This window comes from Streptomyces sp. NPDC034670 (assembly GCF_055574875.1).
On record NZ_JBVITR010000080.1, the window covers coordinates 1 to 19,477 of the forward strand.

Below are 19,477 nucleotides of genomic sequence, written 5' to 3' on the forward strand. Positions count from 1 at the left end.
GTTTGTGTTTTCTTGGGGGGGGGGGGGGGGGGGGGGGGCGCCCCCCCCCCCCCCCCCCCCCCCCCTCCCCCCCCCTCCCCCCCCCCCCCCCCCCCCCCCGCCACCGGAGCACACCGCGCCCGATGGCCGGCCGGCACGGACGCGCAGGACGCGGTGGACCGGGCGACGCCACCGTTCTCCGTCGTGCTGGGCACCGACTACGCGGGCAAGTCCGCCGCGCTGAGGGAACTCGCCGGACGCACCGGCGGTGTGCGGATCGTCTCCGTCGACGACGAACTGCTCGGCCCCGGGCATTCGCTGATCGCCCGGCTGCGCCGCGGACTGGTGGGCGACGTGATGCCCGCCCTGCACCACCACTACTCGGCCGACTTCATGCTGACGATGCTGCAGACGGCCGTGCTGCACCTGAGGGACGGCATCACGCGCGGCCCCGACGACGTCCCCGTGCTGGTGGACTCCTACTACTACAAGATGCTCGCCAAGTGCCGTCTCACCGGGCTGGACGAGCACCCGTTGTTCGACTGGTGGCGGTCCTTCCCCCAGCCCCGGCAGGTCGTCTTCCTGGAGGTGTCCGCCGAGACGGCCTGGCGGCGCTGCGGAGAGGGCCGCGACCTCAACCCGCTGGAGCACTACGGCGCGCACGGCGACCGCGCGTCCTTCGAGCGCTTCCAGGCCGACCTGAACGAGGCGCTGCGGGAAGAGGTCCGCTCGCTGCCTGTCTCGTTCATCGGCGAACGGGACCGGGTCTCCACCGTCGCGCGGGAGATCCGGGAGGTGCTGGGCGTCCATGAACCTGTCTGAGGAGTGGGCGGACCCCGACCGTGTCCGCCGCTACCGGCGGCGTGTCCTCGGCGAGCGGGACGGCATCGCCGCCGCGCTGGCCGATGCCCGGGGGCGGCAGCAGCGCGTGCTGCGCGAACTCACGGAGTTCAACGCGGGCACCGAGTACGGGCGCGCCCACGGCTTCGGCTCGGTCCGTGACCTGAGCGACCTCCGCAAGGCCGTCCCGATCAACGACTACGCCGCCCTGGGGCCCTTCATCGAACGGATGGCGGCCGGCGAGAGCAACGTGCTCAGCGCCGACGATCCCGCCGTGTACTTCACCAGCAGCGGCACGACGGGCGCGCACAAGAAGGTCCCGGTCACCCCGAGCTTCATGCGGCGCACCTTCTTCCCGTTCTACTACGCCGCCTGGGCCCCGCTCGTCGAGCACTTCCCCGACGTGCTCGGCCGCCCGGACGCCGTGCTCAACCTGAAGCACGATCCCCTGAGCGCCCCGCCCACCACCGCCTCGGGGCGGCCGCACGTGGGTGCCAGCCAGGTCGACTTCGGCGCGAAGTTCGGCGAGCCGCTGTCGGCCGAACCCGGTACGGGCGCGCCCTGGGGCACCCTTCCCGTGCCGGTCGAGGCGCACGAGCACCTGGAGAAGACGTACCTGCGGCTGCGCCTCGCGGTCACCAGGGACGTACGCTGCGTCATCGGGATCAACCCGGCCATGGTGGCCGCCCTGCCCCACCAACTCCGGCTGTGGTGGCCCCGGCTGGTGAAGGAGATCCACGACGGCACGCTCGGCGGTGTGCCCCGCACCGACCCCGACCCCGAGCGGGCGCGGGAACTGGAGCGCCTCGCCCACCACTTCGGCACGATCCGCCCGGCCCACGTCTGGCCGCGCATGCGGGCGCTGTTCTGCTGGACCACCGGCATGGCCGCGCTCTACCTGCCGCGGCTGCGCGAGGAGTTCGGCCCCGGCGTGGCCACGCTGCCCGCACCGGTCGCCGCCTCGGAAGGGCCGGTGGGCGTCGCGCTCGACCGGCACACCTCGGCCTGTTCGCTCACCGTGGGCGCCTCGGTGTACGAGTTCCTGGACGCCGACGACGACGTCGGGCCCGACGCCGAGACGCTGACGTGGGACGAACTCGAAGCGGGGCGCGACTACCACGTCGTCTTCAGCCACATCGGCGGGCTGTACCGCTACGCGGTGGGTGACGTGGTCCGGGTGGTGGACCGCTTCGACGGAGTGCCGCGGGTCGAGTACGCCGGGCGCGCCACCCGGTCGGACGCCGCCGGGGAACGCCTGCGGGACGCACAGGTGCTCCGGGCCCTGGCCGCGGTGGCCCGGAGCACCGGGCTCGACGTGCGCAACGCCGCCTGCCGGGTCCTCGGCCCGGAGGGCGGTACGCCGTCGTACGAGTTCGCGCTGGCACCGTACGGCGCCTGGTCCCCCGCGGAGGCCGCGCGCTTCGCCGCGCTGCTCGACACCGCGATCGGCGGTGAGTCGGGCGACTACCGCACGGCACGCTCCGAGGGACGCCTGGGCGCCCCGACGGTGAACCTGCTGGCCGAGGACGCGTTCCTGGCGGACTGGCACACGGCCGTGGCCGCCGGCGTCCGGCCGACCCAGGTGAAGGACCGGCTCTTCCGGCAGGACCCGGCCCTGTGGGAACGACTGACCGGCCCCTCACGGCCCGCCGGGGAAGGACAGGCATGACGAACACCCTGGACGCCGTCGAGCGGACGTCCCTGCTGACGGCCGCGCTGCGCGCGGCGGAGACGAGCCGCGCGGACCGGCTCTTCGACGACCCCTACGCCGCCCGGCTGGCGGGGAACGCGGGAATGACGCTGCTGCGGGAGATACGTGAGGCCACGTTCCCGCGCGGCCGGGAGCGCACCGTGCCCAGCACCCCCGACTACAACGCCATCCGCACCCGCTTCCTGGACGACCTCCTCCAGGACGCGGTCCGCGCCGGCGGCACCGCGCAGGTCGTGCTCGCTCCCGCCGGAATGGACTCGCGGGCCTACCGCATGCGGTGGCCCGACGGCACGCGCTTCTTCGAGCTCGACCGGCCCGCCGTGCTGGCCCACAAGGAGGAGCGGCTGCGGTCCGTGCGGCCGCGGGCCGACCGGCGGGCCGTGGCGCTCGACCTCACCCGGCCCGGCTGGCAGGACGGACTCCTCGCGGCCGGGTACGACCCGGCCCGCCCCTCCGTCTGGCTCCTGGAGGGCCTGCTCTACTACGTCGCCCAGGAGGACGCGCACCGCCTGCTGGACCGGGTGGCGGCCCTCATGGCGCCGGGCAGCCGGATCGCCGCGGACCTGGTCAACGCGGCGGCGCTGACGCTGCCGGACGTCCGGGCCCTCCTGGACGTGTTCGCCGGCTGGGGCTGCCCGTGGGTGTTCGGCACCGACGAGCCCGAAGCGCTGTTCGACGCGCACGGCTTCCAGGTGGAGGCGGTACAGCCCGGCGACCCGGCCGCCGACTACGGCCGGTGGCCGGACGCGGTGCCCGAGCGCTCGGTGACGGGCGTGCGGCGGGTGTTCTTCGTCCACGGGCGGAGACGGCCGGCATGAACGACGCCCTGACCGCGCGGGACCCGGCCGCCGCCCGGGAGCGGCGGCCGGGCGGGCCCCGGGTGCTGCTGGCGCCGATCACCGTCACCCCGTCCAAGCCGCTCACCCCCAGCCACCTCAAGGGCCTGCTCTGGACCGACGTGATGTACCGGGCCAGCAGCGGACTGGCCGACGTCACCTACCGCTACAGCCCCACCACCTACCACCTGACCGAGCAGACGCTGGGTTTCTGGGAGCACCTCGACAGTACGGTCGGGGACATCGACTACTCCGGACTGTCGGAGGAGCGGATCGGTGAGATGTACGTCGGCTACCGGGCACAGCGGGAGAAGGCCGGCGCCGCGGCCCTGCGCCCCTACGCCGAAGCGGTGGAGGCGCACGGCTGGGTGCACCCGGCCGGCGCCCGGGTCCTGGAGCTCTGGACGGCCCACTACGCGCGCCTGGGCATGCACGACCCCGGGCTGCTGGCGCACCAGCCGCCGGCCCTCGGCGCCGAGGAGTCGATCGAGCGGCTGTCCGACCTGGGGCTCTGCCTGGACCTGCGCGCCTGCGGAGGGCCCGTGTACCTGGACGCGACCCGGTACGGTCTGCCGCTGCGCCAGATCGTCGACCCCCACGGCCGGCCCAACTACCTGGCCTGCATGATGCGCGAACTCCTGCCGCTCGCCCCGTCCTTCGACGAGGTCGTCCTGCTGCACGACCGGGAGCTGGAGGCCGACTACCACCTGGTGGAACGCGTGCTGGCGGCCGCCGGCACCGCGGTGACGGGCGGGGCGGCACCAGCCGTGCGCCGCGTCGTGCTCGACCGCGTCCCGATCGACGGCCGCGTCCGGTCCGCGCGCCACGGCGGCTGGCGGGGGCACACGGCCGGGGAGCTCCTGGACGAGACGGGTGAGGGGTGTGACGAGGCGGTGCTGCGCCTCGGCATGCGCCTGTACTTCATAGCGGTGCTCGGTGCGGGCCGGCAGGAGTCGTTCCGCCGGGACGTACTGCGCCAGAGCCTGACCCGTGCCTCCCGGCTGCTGTCGGACGGCCGGGAACCCGATCCGGCCGCCGTGCCGGACGTACTGGCCCGCCACCGCAAGGACCACCTGCACGTCAACCCCTACCGCCTGACGTCCAGCCTGCTGGCCAGGCGCCGCCCCGCTCCGTCCCGGGACCTCCTGGAGGCGGTCTACCTGTGATCATCTCCCAGCAGCTGCTGCGCGCCGAGAACGCCCGGCGCATCCGCGCCGCCCGGCCCGAGCCGGCCGCGCGGGTCGACCCGCCGGCCGACGGGGAGTCGCCGACGGAGCGCGAGGACCCCAAGGTGCTGGCGGTCTGCGTGCTGCGCGGCTTCGACCTGCCCGCCTGGCTGGGGGAGACGTACGCCTTCGCCCGCCGGATCGGCCCCGAGGCGGCGACGGCCTGGCGCCACGACTTCACGCGCACCGTCTTCCTGGCCGGCAACCCGGCCAACCTGCGCGAGCGGTTCGACTTCGACCATGTCGCCGGCGACGGCTCGACCGCCTGGCTCGGTCCGGCGCCCGCCGGCCACAGCACGACCCTGCGCCGGCTGCTCAAACTGTTCCCCGCCACGGCCGAGCTGCCCGCCCTGCCTCGTACGGCCGTCGAACTGCCCGCGGACGGTTCCGCCGGCGACCGTGCCCCGGTGCACCGCGAGCTGTACCTGGCCACGGCCGGCCTGACGATCGCCGCGTGCCTGGTCCATCTGCACCATCTGGTGAGCGAGGCGGTCCTCGACGGCCTCCTGGGCCCCGGCGACCGGCTGACGCTGCGGCCCCTCCCGCACCTGGCCGGGGTCACGGGCCCCTTCGCGGCCCTGCGCGTCGGCACCCAGCACGGGCAGCCCCACCGGCTGCGCGCCTACGCGGCCCTCGGCGCCGGCCGAACGGCCTGACCGCGGGCCCCGGTGTCTTCTTCCCCGCGCCGTTTTCCGTTCGGGTGCCGGAGGGAAAAGCAGGTCACCCCGGAGTGACGCGCAGCCGGCCGGGCCGCGGGATTCCGATGGAGTGCCCACCCTCCCGGAGACCGAGGAGGTCGCGGGGGGACGAGCGGGGGCCGCGCTGATTTCCGCGACGGCCGGGCCCGGCCGGGCCGCGGGAATTCCCGGAGCCCCGAGGCCGCATGCCCGGGGCACCGCGAGTGCCGTCCCGACGACGGGGGGAACCCGCCGTCCGCCGCGGCGGACGGCTCGCCCGCCCCGGCGCCGGCCGTCGCCCGCCGCGGCACCCGCCACGGCACGGGACCGGCCATCCGCCGCCGGGGCGCCGAGCGCGGTCCCGCCCGGCTCCACGGCGTCGAACGCCCGCACGTCCGCTGAGAACGCGCCGGGCCGGCATCCACGCGCCCCTTCCCGAGCCCGCTTGCCGCTCGATTGCCCACCGACGGGCCGCGGGCGGGCCGCTCCCCCCACCGTGTCGGCCCGTCACTCCGGCGGAGCGGGACCCCGTGTGCCGGCGTCCTCCCCGGCGTTCCGGACCGGGCGCTCACGCCGACCCGGTCGGTCCGGAGGGCCGCGGGCCCGCGAGCACACCGTCACGCGATCGAGCTCACGGGGTGTGCCGTCGTCATGGCCCGCTGCCGCGGTGCGACGTGAGCGCGCGCTGCCGGTGCCCGCTTTGTGACCGGTTTCCGGGACGGCCGGGCGGCGCACGGCCTCCCCGACGTTCCCCCGACGTGAAAACTGCGCCACGGGTTCACCGAGGCGTCAAAAACTCCCATGTTTGTCGGGTTCTCTCGGGTCGCTTGCGAATGATCAGCGACGCAGTAGCCTGAGAAGCAGGGAGAGTGCCGAAACGGTCACCGTCGTGTCGCACGGCAGGACCCGAGTGGAATGTCGACCGACCGAGAGAGATGGCTGTAATTTGCTGGTGGATCACGATGACGCGCTGCAGTCGGCCTGGGATTACATTCGAAATCCCGGTCGTAAGGGCGGTGGAATAGCCGTCGTCAGAGGGTTTGCGGGATCGGGGAAGACCACCCTCCTCGACCGGCTCGCGGAGCGGGCCGGTGCGGCGGGGATGGTCACCCTGTACGCCGCCGGGTGCCCGGGCGAGCAGCGGTCTTCGCTGAGCGTCATCGAGCAGTGGTTCCGCGGGTGCGCCGAGACCCGTGACGGCGTCGGGGCCCAGCTGAGCGCCCTCCTCGCGCAGCACGGGGAAGACGCGTCGCGGTCACCGGGCCGCGACGCGGAACTGCTCGTGCGGCAGGCGAAGGCACTCGTCGGCGACGCTCTGCGGGATCTCGCCGAGCGGGGTCCCGTGGTGGCCGTCGTGGACGACACGCACTACGGCGACGCCGCCTCGATGAAGATCCTGCGCTTTCTGAGCAATCGGCTCCGCCAGCAGAAGGTGTTCCTCGTGCTGACCGACCGGACGGACCAGGGCAAGGAATACCGATCCTTACGGGCCGCCATCATGATGAATACCCGGCCGCTGATTCTGCACCTCACGCACCTCACGCACCGGAGTGCGGTGCAGCTTCTTCACGGGTTGACGGGACACCGATTTTCCGAGGAATACGTCGAAGGTGTCCTGGAGACAAGCGGAGGAAACCCTCGCCTGGTGTCGGCGATCGCGTACGACTCCCGGTGCGCGCACCGGGACGTTCCTCCCGAGAAATGGACTCCCGTCCTGGGGGGCGCGTTCCGCGAGACGGTCTCCCTCCTGCTCTGCGCGCACCGGCCGGAGAGCGTCGAGCGGGTCGCCCGCGCCCTGGCGGTGCTCGGCGACGTCCGGTCGCCGGACCTGCTCGGTGCGCTGAGCGGGGTCGAGCCGGTGAAGGTGGTGACGGCTCTGGGCCTGCTGGAGGACAGCGGCCTGGTGACCGGCGGACGCTTCCGGCATCCGGCGATGCGGGCGGCGGTGTGGGAGGACACCGGTTTCACCGGCCGCGCCGAGCTGAGCAGGAGCGCCGCCCGGCTGCTCTACGAGGCCGGGGCGCCGTCCCTCGACGTCGCCCGGTGCATCACGGCGACGGGGACCGTCACGGCGGACTGGGAGGTCTCCGTCCTGCGTGAGGCCGCCGGGCAGGCGAAGGCCGAGGGCCGGTGGCACGAGGCCGTCGAACTGATGGAGTCGGCGCACGGCTTCAAGAGCGGCACGGACGACCACATCGAACTGCTCATGGCGGTCGCCCGGACCAAGTGGCAGGTGGACGCCTACGTGGCCGCGCGCCACCTGGCCGACCTGGTGGCCGCCGCACGCGAGGGCCGGCTGCGGGACCGCGACCTCATGCTGCTGGCGCAGATGCTCGTCTGGCACGGGCGCCTCGACGAGGCGAGGACAGTGCTGGGGCTGCTGGGGGACCGAGCGGGCGGGAGCCCGGAGACGGCTGCCGAACTCGCCCTTGCCGAAGAGCTGTTGAGCCTGTTCTTCACCGGCCTGCGGGAAGCGGACGCGCAGGCGCCGGGCACGGGGGCGCCGCCCACCCCGGACACGGCCTCGTGGCAGGTGCTGTGCCGGGCCGTTCCGACCTGGCCGCAGGCGGTCCTGTCCACGCACGACCTGATGCGGACCGGGGCGGACGGCCTGTACCGCGTCATCGTCGGGCAACTGGCGTCGGCCTTCTTCGCGGCGGGAGACGCCGAGGCGCAGACGCCGGACGTCAACCAGTACCACTACTGCTTCCTGCTGCTGCGCCACGTCAGCGCCTCCTGGCCGGCCATGCCGCAGATCGACGGAGTCTCCGCGCAGCTCTTCGAGCGCCTGAGCCCCTTCCAGCGGGCGCTGCTGCGCGGTCTGCAGGCCGCCGGTTTCTTCGCCCAGGGAAGGCTGGAGGAGGCCGAGGCCCATGCCCGGGTCGCGCTCGAACGGCCGCAGGCCTGGGGAGTGGCCGTCGGCCTGCCGCTGAGCATCCTGGTCCTCGCGCTGACCCGGCGCGGAAAACCGGCCGAGGCGGCCGACGTCCTCGGCATCCCGGTGCCGCCGGCGATGCTGGACTCGCACTTCGGCAGGGTGTACCTGTACGCCCGAGGGCAGTACCACCTCGCCACGAACAACGCCTACGCGGCGCTCCGCGACTTCCTGGCCTGCGGCGAGGCCGAGCGGCAGGGAGGGCACCCCCCGATGCTGGCGTGCCCGTGGCAGGCGGGCACCGCCGAGGCGTACCTGCTCCTGGGCCGGAAGGACGAGGCGGTCCGGATGGCGGAGGAGACGATCGCCGCGGCGGGCGACGGCCTGGCCCGGCTGAAGGCCCAGGCCTTGCGCGTCTTGGCGCTGACGCGGCCCGTCGAGCGGCGAGGGGGTCCGCTGCGCGAGGCGATGAGCCTGCTGGAGGAATCCGGTGATCCTGTCGAACTCGCTCGTGTCATGGAACAGTTGAGCCAGGTCCACTACGCGCTCGGGCAGGTGGAGACCGGTCGTTCCCTGATGCGGCGGGCCCTGCGCATGGCGCGGGCGGGCGGTTTCGAGGGCGCGCTGAAACGGAGCCTTCGAAAAGCGCCCGGGCCCGGTACGGAGACCGTGCTCCCCGGCCCGGTCGCCAGGACCGCGCCCCCACCTCCACCGGGCGCCCGGGCCGGTCGGGGACCCGCGGGGAGCGGGGCGTTCACCACCCTGAGCCCGGCCGAACAGCGTGTCGCCTGGCTGGCCGGCATCGGCTACAGCAATCGCGAGATAGCCTCGAAGCTGTTCGTCACGGTGAGCACCGTGGAGCAGCACCTCACCCGCATCTACCGGAAACTCCGGGTCAAACGACGGGACGACCTGGCGGCGGCCTGCCCCGCGCCCGTGGACGCGGCCTTGTCGTGAGGGCCGCGGAGCCCCGACCCGACCGCGCGCTTTCGCGGGTGGGGCAGCCGTTCCCGGCCCGCGCCGCCGCCACGCCGCCGATCTCCCCGTCGACGCGGACGATCAGCCCCGGGCCACCGTCGATCCGGACCGCCTCGACGCAGGCCGCCGGTCCCGGCCGCGCGCGGGGCGGGAGCCCGGCCCCCGCCGAGAAGGCGGTGCTGGAAGGGGTCGCGAGCCCGCCGGCGGACTGGTCGGCGAGCCGGGCCCCTGCGAGCCGCACGCGGCCCGGCCCCGCCGGGCGTCGGGCGACCGGGCGGCCCCGGCGGCCGGCCCCGCGGTGGCGGCGGAGCCGGCCGCCCGGTGCGGATCAGGCGCCGGTCAGCAGGCCGTGCTCCGCCACGGCCGCCAGGGACAGCGTCTTGTAGCCGACCTGCTCGAACAGCACCACGACGCGGTCCTCCTCGATGCGCATGACCGTGCCCTCACCCCATTCGGCGTGACGCACCCTGTCGTTCGGCTCGTAGGGCGCACGGTGCCCGGGGGGACGGGCGGGTTCCCGGCGCGTGGTCCCGGTGCGGCCGTCACGGTCCCGGTGGCACAGGTCGCACCGCCCGCAGGGCCGGTCGAGCCGCTCGCCGAAGTAGCCCAGGAGGTACTGGCGGCGGCACGTCCGGGTCTCCGCGTAGCCGCGCATCATCTCGATGCGCGAACGGTCCATCCGGCGGCGCCGCTCGAACACCTCCGCCGCTCCTTCGGCGGCCTCCTCCGCCGTGCGGCCGGCCGACGCCCGCACCGTGCGGCGCCTGCCCTCGCAGGTCACCGCTCCGGCCTCCTCCAGCAGGTTCAGCAGGTCCGCGGCCTTGCGGCGGGACAGTCCGGACAGCTGCGCCACCCGGGTGCGGCTCTGCGGGACGTCCTGCCCGAGCAGTACGTTCATGACCTTCCTCAGCTCCCCGGTGTCCAGCGCCCGGGCGGTGAGGAACTTCTGCAGCCCCAGGTCCTCGGGGCGGTAGAACAGCACCGCGCGGGCGGGCTCCCCGTCCCGGCCGGCGCGTCCGATCTCCTGGTAGTACGAGTCCAGGGACTCCGGGACGGACGCGTGGGCGACGAACCGCACGTCGGGTTTGTCGATGCCCATCCCGAACGCCGAGGTGGCCACCACCACGGCGGGACGACCGGCCATGAAACCGTCCTGGATCCGGCGCCTGTCCACCGCCTTCATCCCGGCGTGGTAGGCCTCGGCCTCGACGCCGTCCTGCCGCAGTCGCGCCGCGTAGGTCTCGGCGTCCTTGCGGGTGGCCGTGTACAGGATGCCCGGGCCGTGCGCCTCGGCCGTCCACTGCGAGACGGCGGCGCGTTTGCCGTCGTCGTCGGTGAAGGCGCGCACGTCCAAGTGGATGTTGGGCCGGTCGGTCCCCGTGCTCACGACCGTCGCGTCGTGCATGCGGAGGTGTTCGAGGATGTCGGCCCGGACCGGGGTCGCGGCCGTCGCGGTCAGCGCCAGCACCGGTGGGCGGCCCAGCCGTTCGGCGGCCTCCCCCAGACCCAGGTAGTCGGGACGGAAGTCGTGCCCCCAGGTGGAGACGCAGTGGGCCTCGTCGACGACGAAGAGCGAGGGGTTCAGGCCGCGCAGCCTCTCCAGGACGGTGTCCTTGGCGAGCTGCTCCGGTGACATGAACAGGTACTCGGCGTCGCCCTCCCGGACCGCCCGCCAGCCCTCCTCGACGGCCGACTCCGGCTGCGCGGAGTTCACGGCCACGGCGTCCGGCGCCGCGCTCCGCCGCAGTCCGGCGACCTGGTCGCGCTGCAGGGAGATCAGCGGCGACACCACGACGGCGGGGCCGCCGAGCACGACGGTCGGCACCTGGTAGATCGCCGACTTGCCGGAACCGGTGGGCATGACCACCAGCACGTCGTGGCCGTCCAGCAGCGCACCCATCGCCTCCGTCTGCTCGGGAGCCAGGTCGCTCCATCCGAAACGCTCCCGGGCGATGCGGCGCAGCTCGGCGATCCGGTGGCGCGGGCTCGTGGGCGTCCCGGGCGCCCGGGACGCCGTGTTCCCGGTGCGCCCGGTCATGGCGTGTCCGTCCGTCCGGCCGTCGGCCGGCGCGGACCGCGCCGGCCGACGGCGGCGACCGCGCCTCCTGCGTGCAGGGTCACGAAGCCTCCTCGCGATCGGGCTCCGAGGCACTTGCGGGAACCCTCCCGCCCGGGTACCCCGGGATCCCCGGTCGTACAGCCGCAGGTGACGGACCTCGCGCGAGGGACGGGCCGAGGGCCCGGGGCGGCTGCGCCCGGTGGTTCGTGCCCGTACCCGGGATGCGTCGCCTGTTGGAAAGGTGCAGCAAAACCTTGCGGGCGTCCGGAGGTGGCTCGCGCACGACAAGCCAGTGAAGGGCGCGCGCACCACCCCGCACCGGACCCGCGACCGTGGGCGGTCCGGCCGGACGGCCGGGCGTGGTCCTGGGATCCGGCCGGGTCCTCACGCACCGCCGGGAACGGAAGGATCCGCACCGGGCGGTGCCGAGAGCACCGCCCGGACGGTCTTGCCGCCGGGCGGGTGGGGGACGCAGTCCCAGTGGTCGGCCAGCGCGGCGACGAGCGCCAGACCGCGTCCGCCGGTGGGGAGCGCGTCGGGGCCGGGGTCCGCCGCGGGAATCCGCGGCCACAGCTCCCCGCGGGCGTCGGTGACCTCGACGCGCAGGCGCCCGGCGGTCGGGTCGAGGGCGAGCGTGAGCCGGAAGCAGCGTCCGGGCACGCGGCCGTGGAGGACGGCGTTGGCGGCCAGCTCCGCGACGACGGTCTCGGCGCGCTCCGTGAGGTCCCGCGAGGCGCCCCGGGAGCGCAGTTCGGTCACCGCGAGGAGCCGGGCGAGCCGGGCGCCGCGCCGCGTGGACGACAGCAGCTGGGTGAAGGTGCCGACGGGGGCGCCGACGTGAGGTGTTGCGTGGTTCATGGCGTCAGAGTGGCGGCCGGACGCGGGCGGGGACGAGTGCCGCGCCCCGTACGCGCGGTGAGCGTACGGACGCGGAGGGGAGCCGGTGCGCGCCGGGTTCCCTACGCGCACGGGCAGGCCAGTTCGGGGACCGCGCGGTTGGGGGAGCACGTCACCACGGCCAGGGAGAGGTACGAGGGGCGTTCGAGGTAGTGGCCGTACGACACGTCGGCGCCCGCGTGCAGCCGTCCGGCGGCGGCGTCCACCAGCCGGGCCAGGCGCGCGGTGTCCCGCTCGCCCTCCGCCGCGAACCGCGGGGCGTACTCGGCCAGCCGCTCACCGAGCCAGGCCGCCGCCTCCTTCGCCTCGCCCCAGGTGCCCCGCACCAGTGAGCGGGGCTTGACGAGCCAGTACGCCGTCTCCAGGGGCGGGAGGTCCGACGTGGCGAACTCCGCGGCCACCTGGCGGTGGCGCTCGATCAGTTCCGGCCTGCTCCCGGCCGGGGGCGGATCGGGGTGCGGGGGCCGCCGCAGGGCCTCGTCGTCGAAGCGCGTCTTCGGGCCGGCCCACAGATAGCCGTGGTGGTGCACGAGTCGTTCCCGTCTCGAGGAGCGCCGGCCGGACGCGGGGAGGGACCCGGTCCGGCCGGCGGCGGGGAGGGGAAGGGAGGGGAGGGGAGGGAGGGTCAGGCGCCGAGGCCGAAGCGCGCCGGGTCGATGCCGGCGGCGCCCAGTTCCTCGGTGGTGAAGCGCAGCGGCTGGGCGTCCAGCCGCTTGCTGTCGCCCAGGGCCCAGGCGTCCTCGCCGATCCGGGCCAGGGTCACGCACCCCTCGGTGCAGGGGCCGCCGCACGCCTTGGTGAACGAGGCCCCGCTGATGTCGAGCGCGTACAGGTCGGTTCCGTTCTGCATCTCTGCACCTTCCAGCTCGTCCGAACGCGGCCGGGTCCGGCCGCCGCCGCCCGTGGTGGGCGGGAGTGCACGGGAGGGGAGGCGGCCGCCCGGTCGTTTCCGCGGGTGACCTGCGGACACGGACGGTTTCTCCTCGCTCCCCGTGACCTCAGGGTGGCGGTCGGACGGGGCGGGGACGAGTGTGGCACCCCGTACGCTGAGTCAGCGTACGGACACGAAGAGTGGACGGTACGTCCGATTTTCCACCACGCTGAGCGGTGAACGCCGGACGGCGTGAGGAGCCGTCACGGCGCGGTACGGAGGAAAGGGGCGGCGCATGGACATCGTCGGAGTCGAGGGGGAGGCGGCCGGAGGCGGCGCCGGCGCGCGGGCGGTTCCGGCGGGGGAGGGGGAGCGGGAGCCCCACCCGTCCGACAGCCTCCGCACGTTCGGCGCCGTCGTCCAGGCACTGCGCGAGCACGCGGGGCTCAGCCGGGCCGACCTCGGCGCCCGGGTCCAGTACTCCCGACACACGGTGGAGTCGGTGGAGTTGGGCCGCCGGATGCCGGACGAGGCGTTCGTGGAGCGCGCGGAGGAGGCCCTGGGCAACACCGGTGCGCTGCGGAAGGCCGCCCGGCACCTGACGCGGGGCGAGGCGGGGCTCGCGGTGTGGTTCCGGCGGTGGGCGCGGCTGGAGCGGGAGGCGGTGAGCCTGTGCACGTACGAGTGCCGGTTGGTTCCGGGGTTGTTGCAGTCGGAGGGTTATGCGCGGGCCCTCTTCGAGAACCGGATTCCGCTGCTGACGGATGAGCAGTTGGAAGCCCAGGTCGAGGCGAGGATGGAGCGGCAGCGGATGCTGTACGAGCGTCCGACAGTTCCGTTTCACTTCATCGTCGAGGAAGCGGTCCTACGACGGAGGCTGGGCGGTGCCGATGTACGGCGTGAGCAACTGGACCACGTCCTGGAGCACACGTCACCTCGCAACGTGACGTTGCAGATCATGCCGCTGGAAGCCGAGTACCACTCGTGCATGGATGGGCCTCTGCGTCTACTGGAAACTCCGGAAGCGCGTCGACTCGCATACTCGGAAGGCCAGGAAAGCGGACGGCTGATTGGCGACTCGAAAGAGGTGAGAGTTCTCCAGCAGCGCTATGACACACTGCGGTCGCAGGCCCTGCACCCCAAAGATTCCCGGGCCTTGCTGGAGCGACTGCGAGGAGAGGCATGAGCACGACGGAACTCGCCTGGTTCAAGTCAAGCTATAGCGGTAGCTCGGGCGACGACTGTGTGGAGGTCGCCGTCACCGAGCAGGCCATCCACGTAAGGGACTCCAAGGACGTGACCCGCCCGGCCTTCGCCGTCGGCCGCGAGGGCTGGGGGCGGTTCGTGCGGTTCGCGTCGCAACGCTGAGCGACTTGAGGGGTGCCGTCCGCTGCTCCGGCGGACGGCACCCCTCACCGCGTTCGGGAGCCCTCGGCCACGGACCCGTGGCCGAGGGCCGCGCGGTCGGTGGACCGGTCGCCGAGGTGCTCCGGGGACGCGGACGTCAGTCGTCGTACGACAGGCCGTGCCCGGAGGGGAAGAGGACCTCGGCCGGGTCGTCGGCCCGCTGGACGGGCACGGGCAGCTTGCCGCGCGGCTCGACCCGGCCGGCGATCACCCGGGCGGCGGCGCGCAGTTCGACCTCGGTCCAGCAGTAGGAGACCAGTGAGGCCGGGACGTCACCGAGGTGGGCGATGTCGTAGGGGTTGCGCACCGCGAGGTGGACGACGGGGACGCCCGTCGCGAGCAGCCGGGACACCAGGGTGCGCTGGGCGCTGGTGGCGCCGACGTTGTCGGTGGTGACCACCACCGCGTCCCGTCCCCGTGCGGCGGCCACGGCCTCGTCGATCTTCGCCGCGTCGGGCTCCCGGCCGGTGGCGAGGTGGGTGGTGCCGTAGCCCAGTTCGTCGAACGCCTTGGCCAGCTCGGGCACCGTGGTGCGGGTGTCGTCGGTGGGGAAGGCCGGGCTGGCGCCGACCACGAGCAGCTTCTTCTGCCCGCGGCGCAGCGGGAGCGCCCCGTCCTCGTTGACCAGCAGGGTGGTGGTGCGCTCGGCGATCCGGGCGGCGGCGAGCCGGTGCTTGCGGGCGCCGACGACCCGGTCGACCTCCTTCGGGGAGGTGTAGGGGCTGCCGCTGAGCAGACCGACCTTGTCCTTGACCCGCAGGATGCGCAGGACCGACTCGTCGAGCCGGTCCTCGGTGATCTCTCCGCTGCGGACCGCGGCCAGGACGCCGTGGTAGGCGACGTCGATGTCCGGCGGGAACAGCAGCTGGTCGGCGCCGGCCTTGAGGGCGAGGACGGGCACGCGGTCGTCGCTGTACTTGGTGCGCACGCCGCGCATGTTGAGGGCGTCGGTGACGATCACGCCGTCGAAGCCGAGTTCGTCGCGCAGCACGCCCTTGAGGATCACGGGCGACAGGGTGGCCGGTTCGTTGCTGGGGTCGAGCGCGGGGACCTGGAGGTGCGCGGTCATGATCGAGTCGACGCCGGCGGCGATCGCGGCCCTGAAGGGCGGGGCGTCGATGCGGTCCCACTCCTCGCGGGTGTGGGTGATCACGGGCAGTTCGGTGTGGCTGTCCTGCCCGGTGTCCCCGTGGCCCGGGAAGTGCTTGGCGCAGGCCACGACGCCGGCCTGCTGGTAACCCGTCACCTGGGCCGCCACCATGCGGCCGACCTCGCGGGCGTCGGCGCCGAAGGAGCGGACGTTGATGATGGGGTTGGCCGGATTGACGTTGACGTCGGCGACCGGGGCGAAGTTCTGGTGGATGCCCAGGGCGGCGAGTTCGGTGCCCGATATCCGCCCGGCGGTGCGCGCGTCGGAGAGCGAGCGGCCCGCGCCGAGCGCCATCGCGCCCGGCAGCTGGGTGGCGCCGCTGCCGATGCGGACGTTGGCCCCGTGCTCCTGGTCGATGGAGATCAGGGACGGGATGGGGGTGGGCAGGGCGAGCGAGGCCCGCTGCACACCGTTCGTCAAGTCCGCGACCTGGCGGGGGTCCTGGATGTTGTTCGTCCAGCCGGAGAAGTAGATGACACCGCCGATGTGGTACTTGGCGATGAGCTCGGCCACGGTGCGGACGCCGAGTTCCCTGAGGTTGCGGTCCTGGTCGAACTGGCTGGGAGAAGTCGCCGACGCACCGTAGAAGTACGGCACGAACAGCTGGCCGATCTTCGCCTCGACGCTCATCCTGGAGATGATCTTCCTGAGGCGGTCGTCGCGCCTGTGCGCGGCCGCGGGGGTGGCCGTCACGCCCACGGCGCCCGTCGCACTCGCGGCGATCACGGTCGCGGAGGCGAGAACGGTTCGCCTGGACAGGCTCCGGTCCTGCATGCGGACATGCTCCTTCCAGCCTTGCGCGTCAAGGAGGTTGAAGGAAACGTGAGGGACTCCGAACAGCGGGAAACGTAGCCTGCGCAGCACGGGCGGGGCAATAGGTCTAGACAAATTGAGGGCTCTCCTGCGGTACGCGTGGACGCCCCGACCTCGCGCTCACACCGACCGGTGGCTCCGTGCCGTGCTCCACCTCCGGCCCGGGGGCCCTCGCCCCTGGAGGGCGACCGCGGGCCGGTCCTCCGGCTGGGGCCGTGTCCCGAGGGGAGGCGGACAAGGCGCTCGCGGCGGCACGGGGGCGGCGGAGCACCCGGGCCCTCGCCGCTCCCGCACGGGCGCCTCGGGTCCGGCGGCAGCGGGGAGTCGTCCCCGGGCCCCCGGGAGCCCCGGATCAGTAACCGTAGATCATCTTGTAGGCGACCTCGGGGAGGAACTGTCCGGCCGAGGAGCCGGCTCCCACGCCGCAGTTGCCGTCGGACTCGCCCGGAACCTTGATCCACAGGAGCATCTCGGCGCCTCCGCCCAGCCGGGAGGGGGTGCCGATGCGGCGGCCGGAGGGATTGCACCACTGGCCGTTGGAGCCGTTGCCGTTGCGGCTGGTGTCCACGACGAACGGCTTGGTGTAGCCGTAGCGGGCGCTCAGTTCGCTGTTGACGGCATTGCCGTAGGCGGTGTTCTCGGCCGTGGTGAGGTAGTTGGAGATGTTGAGCGAGAAGCCGTGGGCCTGCCGGAGGCCGGCTTCGTGAAGGCGCTGGGCCATGGTCGCCGGGCCGGCCCAGGCGGGGTTGCCGGCGTCGAGGTAGACCCAGGTGTTGGGGGCCTGGCGGTTGAACTGGGCGAGGGCCCCGGTGAGCATGCCCTGACGTTCCGCGATCTGAGCCGGTGTCATGCAGCCGTAGTCCCCGAGGGAGTCCGGCTCGAGGATCACGACGGCCGGGCGGTCGGCGATCCCGCCGGCGAACTGTGCGATCCAGGTCGCGTAGGCGGACGGCGAAGCGGCTCCGCCCGCGGAGTGCCCGCCGCAGTAGTCGCGGTTGTAGATGTTGTAGGCGACGAGGACGGGCAGTTTGTCCGCGCGGTCCGCCGCCCCCGCGTACGCGCCCGTGGCAGTGCCGATGGCGCCGCTCCACGAGCCGAACCAGCGGGCCGTCGGGGTATGGGCGATGGAGGCGCTGATCGCGGCTGCCCGGCCGTCGCCGGGGTTGGCGGCGACCCACCTCTTGGCGCTGGAGTCGGGGTCCGCGTAGAAGCCGTTGGTCATGGTGGTCGGGTCGGCGGCGTGGGCGGACGGTGCGACGGCGAGCGCCAGCGGCAGGGCGAGGAGCGCTGCCGTGAGGGCGCGGAGTCTGCGGCGCATGACGGTACCTCGGTTTCCTGGTGGGGGTGCGTCGCCTGCTCTCGTCCCGAGCGTGCGACGCGCTGAGGAAGTGCGGTGGTACGACGTCCCCCTGTGCCGACGGTCCTTTCAGCGGGGACGGGGACGCTCGAAGGACCGGAGGCGAGTTTGGGAGCGCTCCCACTGGAAGCGCTCCCAAGGGCACCGGAAGTCCCTCGGGCGTGCTCGGTATCGTGTGGTCGCCCGTGGAAGCTGTCAAGAGTCGTCGTGTGCTCGCCCTCGGTATGGCGGAAACCGGACTCAGGGGTCCTGGAGCTGGAAGCGGTCCCAGCCCTCGCTCACCAGGGCTCCGGGCCGCTCTGCCCCACCCGCCGGGCGGGTGGCGGCGCCGCCAGGGCCGGGGTGAGACGTTTCCCGTCCGGTCGAGAGGGAAGGATCGCGGTCCGTGGCAGAGAATGCGCCGCGTCGGCAGCCGACGCTCGACGAGGTGGCCGAACGCGCCGGTGTCTCCCGCTCCGTGGCCTCCCGCGCCCTCAACAACGCCCCGCACGTCAGCCGCGCCAAACGCGAGGCGGTGGAACGGGCTGTCCGGCAGCTCGGTTACGTGCCCCACTCGACCGCCCGCGCTCTGGCCACCCGCCGGGCGGGAGCGGCCGCGCTGGTCGTCTCGGGGGAAGATCCGTCGATCTTCGCGGATCCGTTCTTCGCCCAGGTGATCGTGGGTGCGTCGGGCGCTCTGGAGGAGGCCGACCTGCACCTGATGCTGTGCCTGGCCGCATCCGACCGGGGCCGCGAGCGGGTGGGGGGACTCCTCCGCTCCCAGGGCGTCGACGGCGTCATGCTGATGGCGCTGCGCGAGGACGATCCACTGATCCGCATGGCCGAGGAGGCCGAGATGCCCGTCGTGTTCGGAGGGCGTCCGGTCGGTCCGGCGCCCCGGTGGTACGTGGACGTCGACAACGTCGGCGGAGCGCGCGAGGCGACCGAGTACCTGGTCTCGCGCGGCCGGACTCGTGTGGCCGCCGTCTGCGGGCGTCTGGACACCGAGGCCGGGCGCGCCCGGTACCGCGGCTACCGGGACGCCATGCTGGCGGCCGGCCTCGAACCGTTCCCGCCGCAGGAGGGGGACTTCACCGAGCCCAGCGGAGCCGCCGCCATGGCCGTGCTGCTGGCGGCGCGACCCGACCTGGACGGGGTGTTCGCCGCCAACGACAACATGGGGGCGGGAGCGCTGCGCGCGTTGCGCGAGGCCGGCCGGTCGGTCCCCGCCGACGTCGCCGTGGTCGGTTTCGACGACCTGGCTGTCGCCCGGATCGCCGACCCGCCGCTCACCACCGTCCACCAGCCCGTGACGGCCTTCGGACGGGAGATGGCGCGCATGCTCGTCGCGCTCGTCGACGGGCAGGACCCCACCCCGCTGATCCTGCCCACGCGCCTGGTCACCCGTTCCAGCGCCTGACGGGCCCGCCCCGAGCGGCATGACGTGCTACGGAACTCCACCTGGAACAAGTCGAACGTTCCGTGCGGCTGTCCGACAGCTCGGTGCCCCCGGGCCCGCGCTCACGGCGGGCCTGATCGCCGGGATGCCGCACACGGCCCCTGCCGCCGTCGAACACGGTGCTCCGCTCGATGCGGTCACGGAACGCACGCTCGCCCTGGTGCGCCGCTGCCTGACTCCGCTCGGCAGCACGGTCCACGCGCCGGGGGACGGTCACTGAACGTCCCCCACTGCGCGGGCGGGTGACACGGGCCTCTCGGACCACGGTGGGGGGGGGGGGGGGGGGGGGGGGGGGGGGGGGGGGGGGGGGGGGGGGGGGGGGGGGGGGGGGGGGGGGGGGGGGGGGGGGGGGGGTGGGGGGGG

General features: G+C 73.8%; 15 protein-coding genes. 9 read left to right on the plus strand and 6 right to left on the minus strand.

Annotated features, from left to right (window positions below; all coding sequences use genetic code 11):
* The first annotated feature begins 183 nt into the window (after positions 1-183).
* The 6 genes from ACZ56B_RS30970 to ACZ56B_RS30995 all read left to right on the plus strand — a co-directional run bounded on the left by ACZ56B_RS30970 (position 184) and on the right by ACZ56B_RS30995 (position 9,101).
* Positions 184-801, plus strand: a complete 618-nt coding sequence (locus ACZ56B_RS30970; protein WP_468797790.1) for a hypothetical protein — start codon at positions 184-186, stop codon at positions 799-801.
* Complete coding sequence (locus ACZ56B_RS30975) at positions 788-2,488, plus strand: GH3 family acyl-acid amido synthetase (protein ID WP_468797793.1); 1,701 nt, start codon at positions 788-790, stop codon at positions 2,486-2,488. Before ACZ56B_RS30970 ends, ACZ56B_RS30975 begins: the two co-directional genes overlap by 14 nt.
* A complete protein-coding gene (locus ACZ56B_RS30980; protein WP_468797796.1) occupies positions 2,485-3,348 on the plus strand; it encodes an SAM-dependent methyltransferase in 864 nt (287 codons plus the stop codon). The genes ACZ56B_RS30975 and ACZ56B_RS30980 overlap by 4 nt, the downstream gene beginning before the upstream one ends.
* Complete coding sequence (locus ACZ56B_RS30985) at positions 3,345-4,532, plus strand: hypothetical protein (RefSeq protein WP_468797799.1); 1,188 nt, start codon at positions 3,345-3,347, stop codon at positions 4,530-4,532. The genes ACZ56B_RS30980 and ACZ56B_RS30985 overlap by 4 nt, the downstream gene beginning before the upstream one ends.
* Positions 4,529-5,248: a DUF6182 family protein gene (locus tag ACZ56B_RS30990; protein ID WP_468797801.1), complete on the plus strand. Its 720-nt coding sequence runs from the start codon at positions 4,529-4,531 to the stop codon at positions 5,246-5,248. The genes ACZ56B_RS30985 and ACZ56B_RS30990 overlap by 4 nt, the downstream gene beginning before the upstream one ends.
* Positions 5,249-6,221: 973 nt before the next feature.
* The gene (locus ACZ56B_RS30995) at positions 6,222-9,101 is read left to right on the plus strand and encodes a helix-turn-helix transcriptional regulator (protein WP_468797804.1); all 2,880 of its coding nucleotides are present in this window, start codon (positions 6,222-6,224) and stop codon (positions 9,099-9,101) included.
* Positions 9,102-9,450: 349 nt separating this feature from the next.
* On the opposite strand, the gene ACZ56B_RS31000 is transcribed toward ACZ56B_RS30995, so the two are convergent.
* The 4 genes from ACZ56B_RS31000 to ACZ56B_RS31015 form a co-directional block, all read right to left on the minus strand.
* The gene (locus tag ACZ56B_RS31000; RefSeq protein WP_468797807.1) at positions 9,451-11,160 is read right to left on the minus strand and encodes a RecQ family ATP-dependent DNA helicase; all 1,710 of its coding nucleotides are present in this window, start codon (positions 11,158-11,160) and stop codon (positions 9,451-9,453) included.
* 405 nt (positions 11,161-11,565) lie between these two features.
* A complete protein-coding gene (locus ACZ56B_RS31005) occupies positions 11,566-12,039 on the minus strand; it encodes an ATP-binding protein (RefSeq protein WP_468797811.1) in 474 nt (157 codons plus the stop codon).
* Positions 12,040-12,140: 101 nt separating this feature from the next.
* A complete protein-coding gene (locus tag ACZ56B_RS31010; protein WP_468797814.1) occupies positions 12,141-12,608 on the minus strand; it encodes a hypothetical protein in 468 nt (155 codons plus the stop codon).
* Between the two features lie 95 nt (positions 12,609-12,703).
* A complete protein-coding gene (locus tag ACZ56B_RS31015; RefSeq protein ID WP_468797817.1) occupies positions 12,704-12,928 on the minus strand; it encodes a DUF397 domain-containing protein in 225 nt (74 codons plus the stop codon).
* A gap of 316 nt (positions 12,929-13,244) precedes the next feature.
* Here ACZ56B_RS31015 and ACZ56B_RS31020 point away from each other — a divergent pair, with 316 nt between their 5' ends.
* Together ACZ56B_RS31020 and ACZ56B_RS31025 are read left to right on the plus strand one after the other, a co-directional pair.
* On the plus strand, positions 13,245-14,135 hold the full coding sequence (locus ACZ56B_RS31020; RefSeq protein WP_468797820.1) for a helix-turn-helix domain-containing protein: 891 nt from the start codon (positions 13,245-13,247) through the stop codon (positions 14,133-14,135).
* Positions 14,132-14,317, plus strand: a complete 186-nt coding sequence (locus ACZ56B_RS31025; RefSeq protein WP_468797823.1) for a DUF397 domain-containing protein — start codon at positions 14,132-14,134, stop codon at positions 14,315-14,317. The genes ACZ56B_RS31020 and ACZ56B_RS31025 overlap by 4 nt, the downstream gene beginning before the upstream one ends.
* Before the next feature lie 136 nt (positions 14,318-14,453).
* Here ACZ56B_RS31025 and ACZ56B_RS31030 read toward each other — a convergent pair whose 3' ends face one another.
* On the minus strand, positions 14,454-16,280 hold the full coding sequence (locus ACZ56B_RS31030) for a glycoside hydrolase family 3 protein (RefSeq protein WP_468797826.1): 1,827 nt from the start codon (positions 16,278-16,280) through the stop codon (positions 14,454-14,456).
* Between the two features lie 391 nt (positions 16,281-16,671).
* Positions 16,672-17,637 carry a glycoside hydrolase family 6 protein gene (locus ACZ56B_RS31035; RefSeq protein WP_468797829.1) on the minus strand — a complete coding sequence of 322 codons (966 nt, stop codon included), beginning with the start codon at positions 17,635-17,637 and terminating at the stop codon, positions 16,672-16,674.
* Between the two features lie 424 nt (positions 17,638-18,061).
* Here ACZ56B_RS31035 and ACZ56B_RS31040 point away from each other — a divergent pair, with 424 nt between their 5' ends.
* Positions 18,062-19,075, plus strand: a complete 1,014-nt coding sequence (locus ACZ56B_RS31040) for a LacI family DNA-binding transcriptional regulator (protein WP_468797832.1) — start codon at positions 18,062-18,064, stop codon at positions 19,073-19,075.
* Positions 19,076-19,477: the final 402 nt, after the last annotated feature.

Coding starts and splice junctions, on each gene's coding strand:
- ACZ56B_RS30975 (WP_468797793.1), top strand. CDS start 788: ATGAACCTGTCTGAGGAGTGGGCGGACCCCGACCGTGTCCGCCGCTAC.
- ACZ56B_RS30980 (WP_468797796.1), top strand. CDS start 2,485: ATGACGAACACCCTGGACGCCGTCGAGCGGACGTCCCTGCTGACGGCC.
- ACZ56B_RS30985 (WP_468797799.1), top strand. CDS start 3,345: ATGAACGACGCCCTGACCGCGCGGGACCCGGCCGCCGCCCGGGAGCGG.
- ACZ56B_RS31000 (WP_468797807.1), bottom strand. CDS start 11,160: ATGACCGGGCGCACCGGGAACACGGCGTCCCGGGCGCCCGGGACGCCC.
- ACZ56B_RS31005 (WP_468797811.1), bottom strand. CDS start 12,039: ATGAACCACGCAACACCTCACGTCGGCGCCCCCGTCGGCACCTTCACC.
- ACZ56B_RS31015 (WP_468797817.1), bottom strand. CDS start 12,928: ATGCAGAACGGAACCGACCTGTACGCGCTCGACATCAGCGGGGCCTCG.
- ACZ56B_RS31020 (WP_468797820.1), top strand. CDS start 13,245: ATGGACATCGTCGGAGTCGAGGGGGAGGCGGCCGGAGGCGGCGCCGGC.
- ACZ56B_RS31025 (WP_468797823.1), top strand. CDS start 14,132: ATGAGCACGACGGAACTCGCCTGGTTCAAGTCAAGCTATAGCGGTAGC.
- ACZ56B_RS31030 (WP_468797826.1), bottom strand. CDS start 16,280: ATGCAGGACCGGAGCCTGTCCAGGCGAACCGTTCTCGCCTCCGCGACC.
- ACZ56B_RS31035 (WP_468797829.1), bottom strand. CDS start 17,637: ATGCGCCGCAGACTCCGCGCCCTCACGGCAGCGCTCCTCGCCCTGCCG.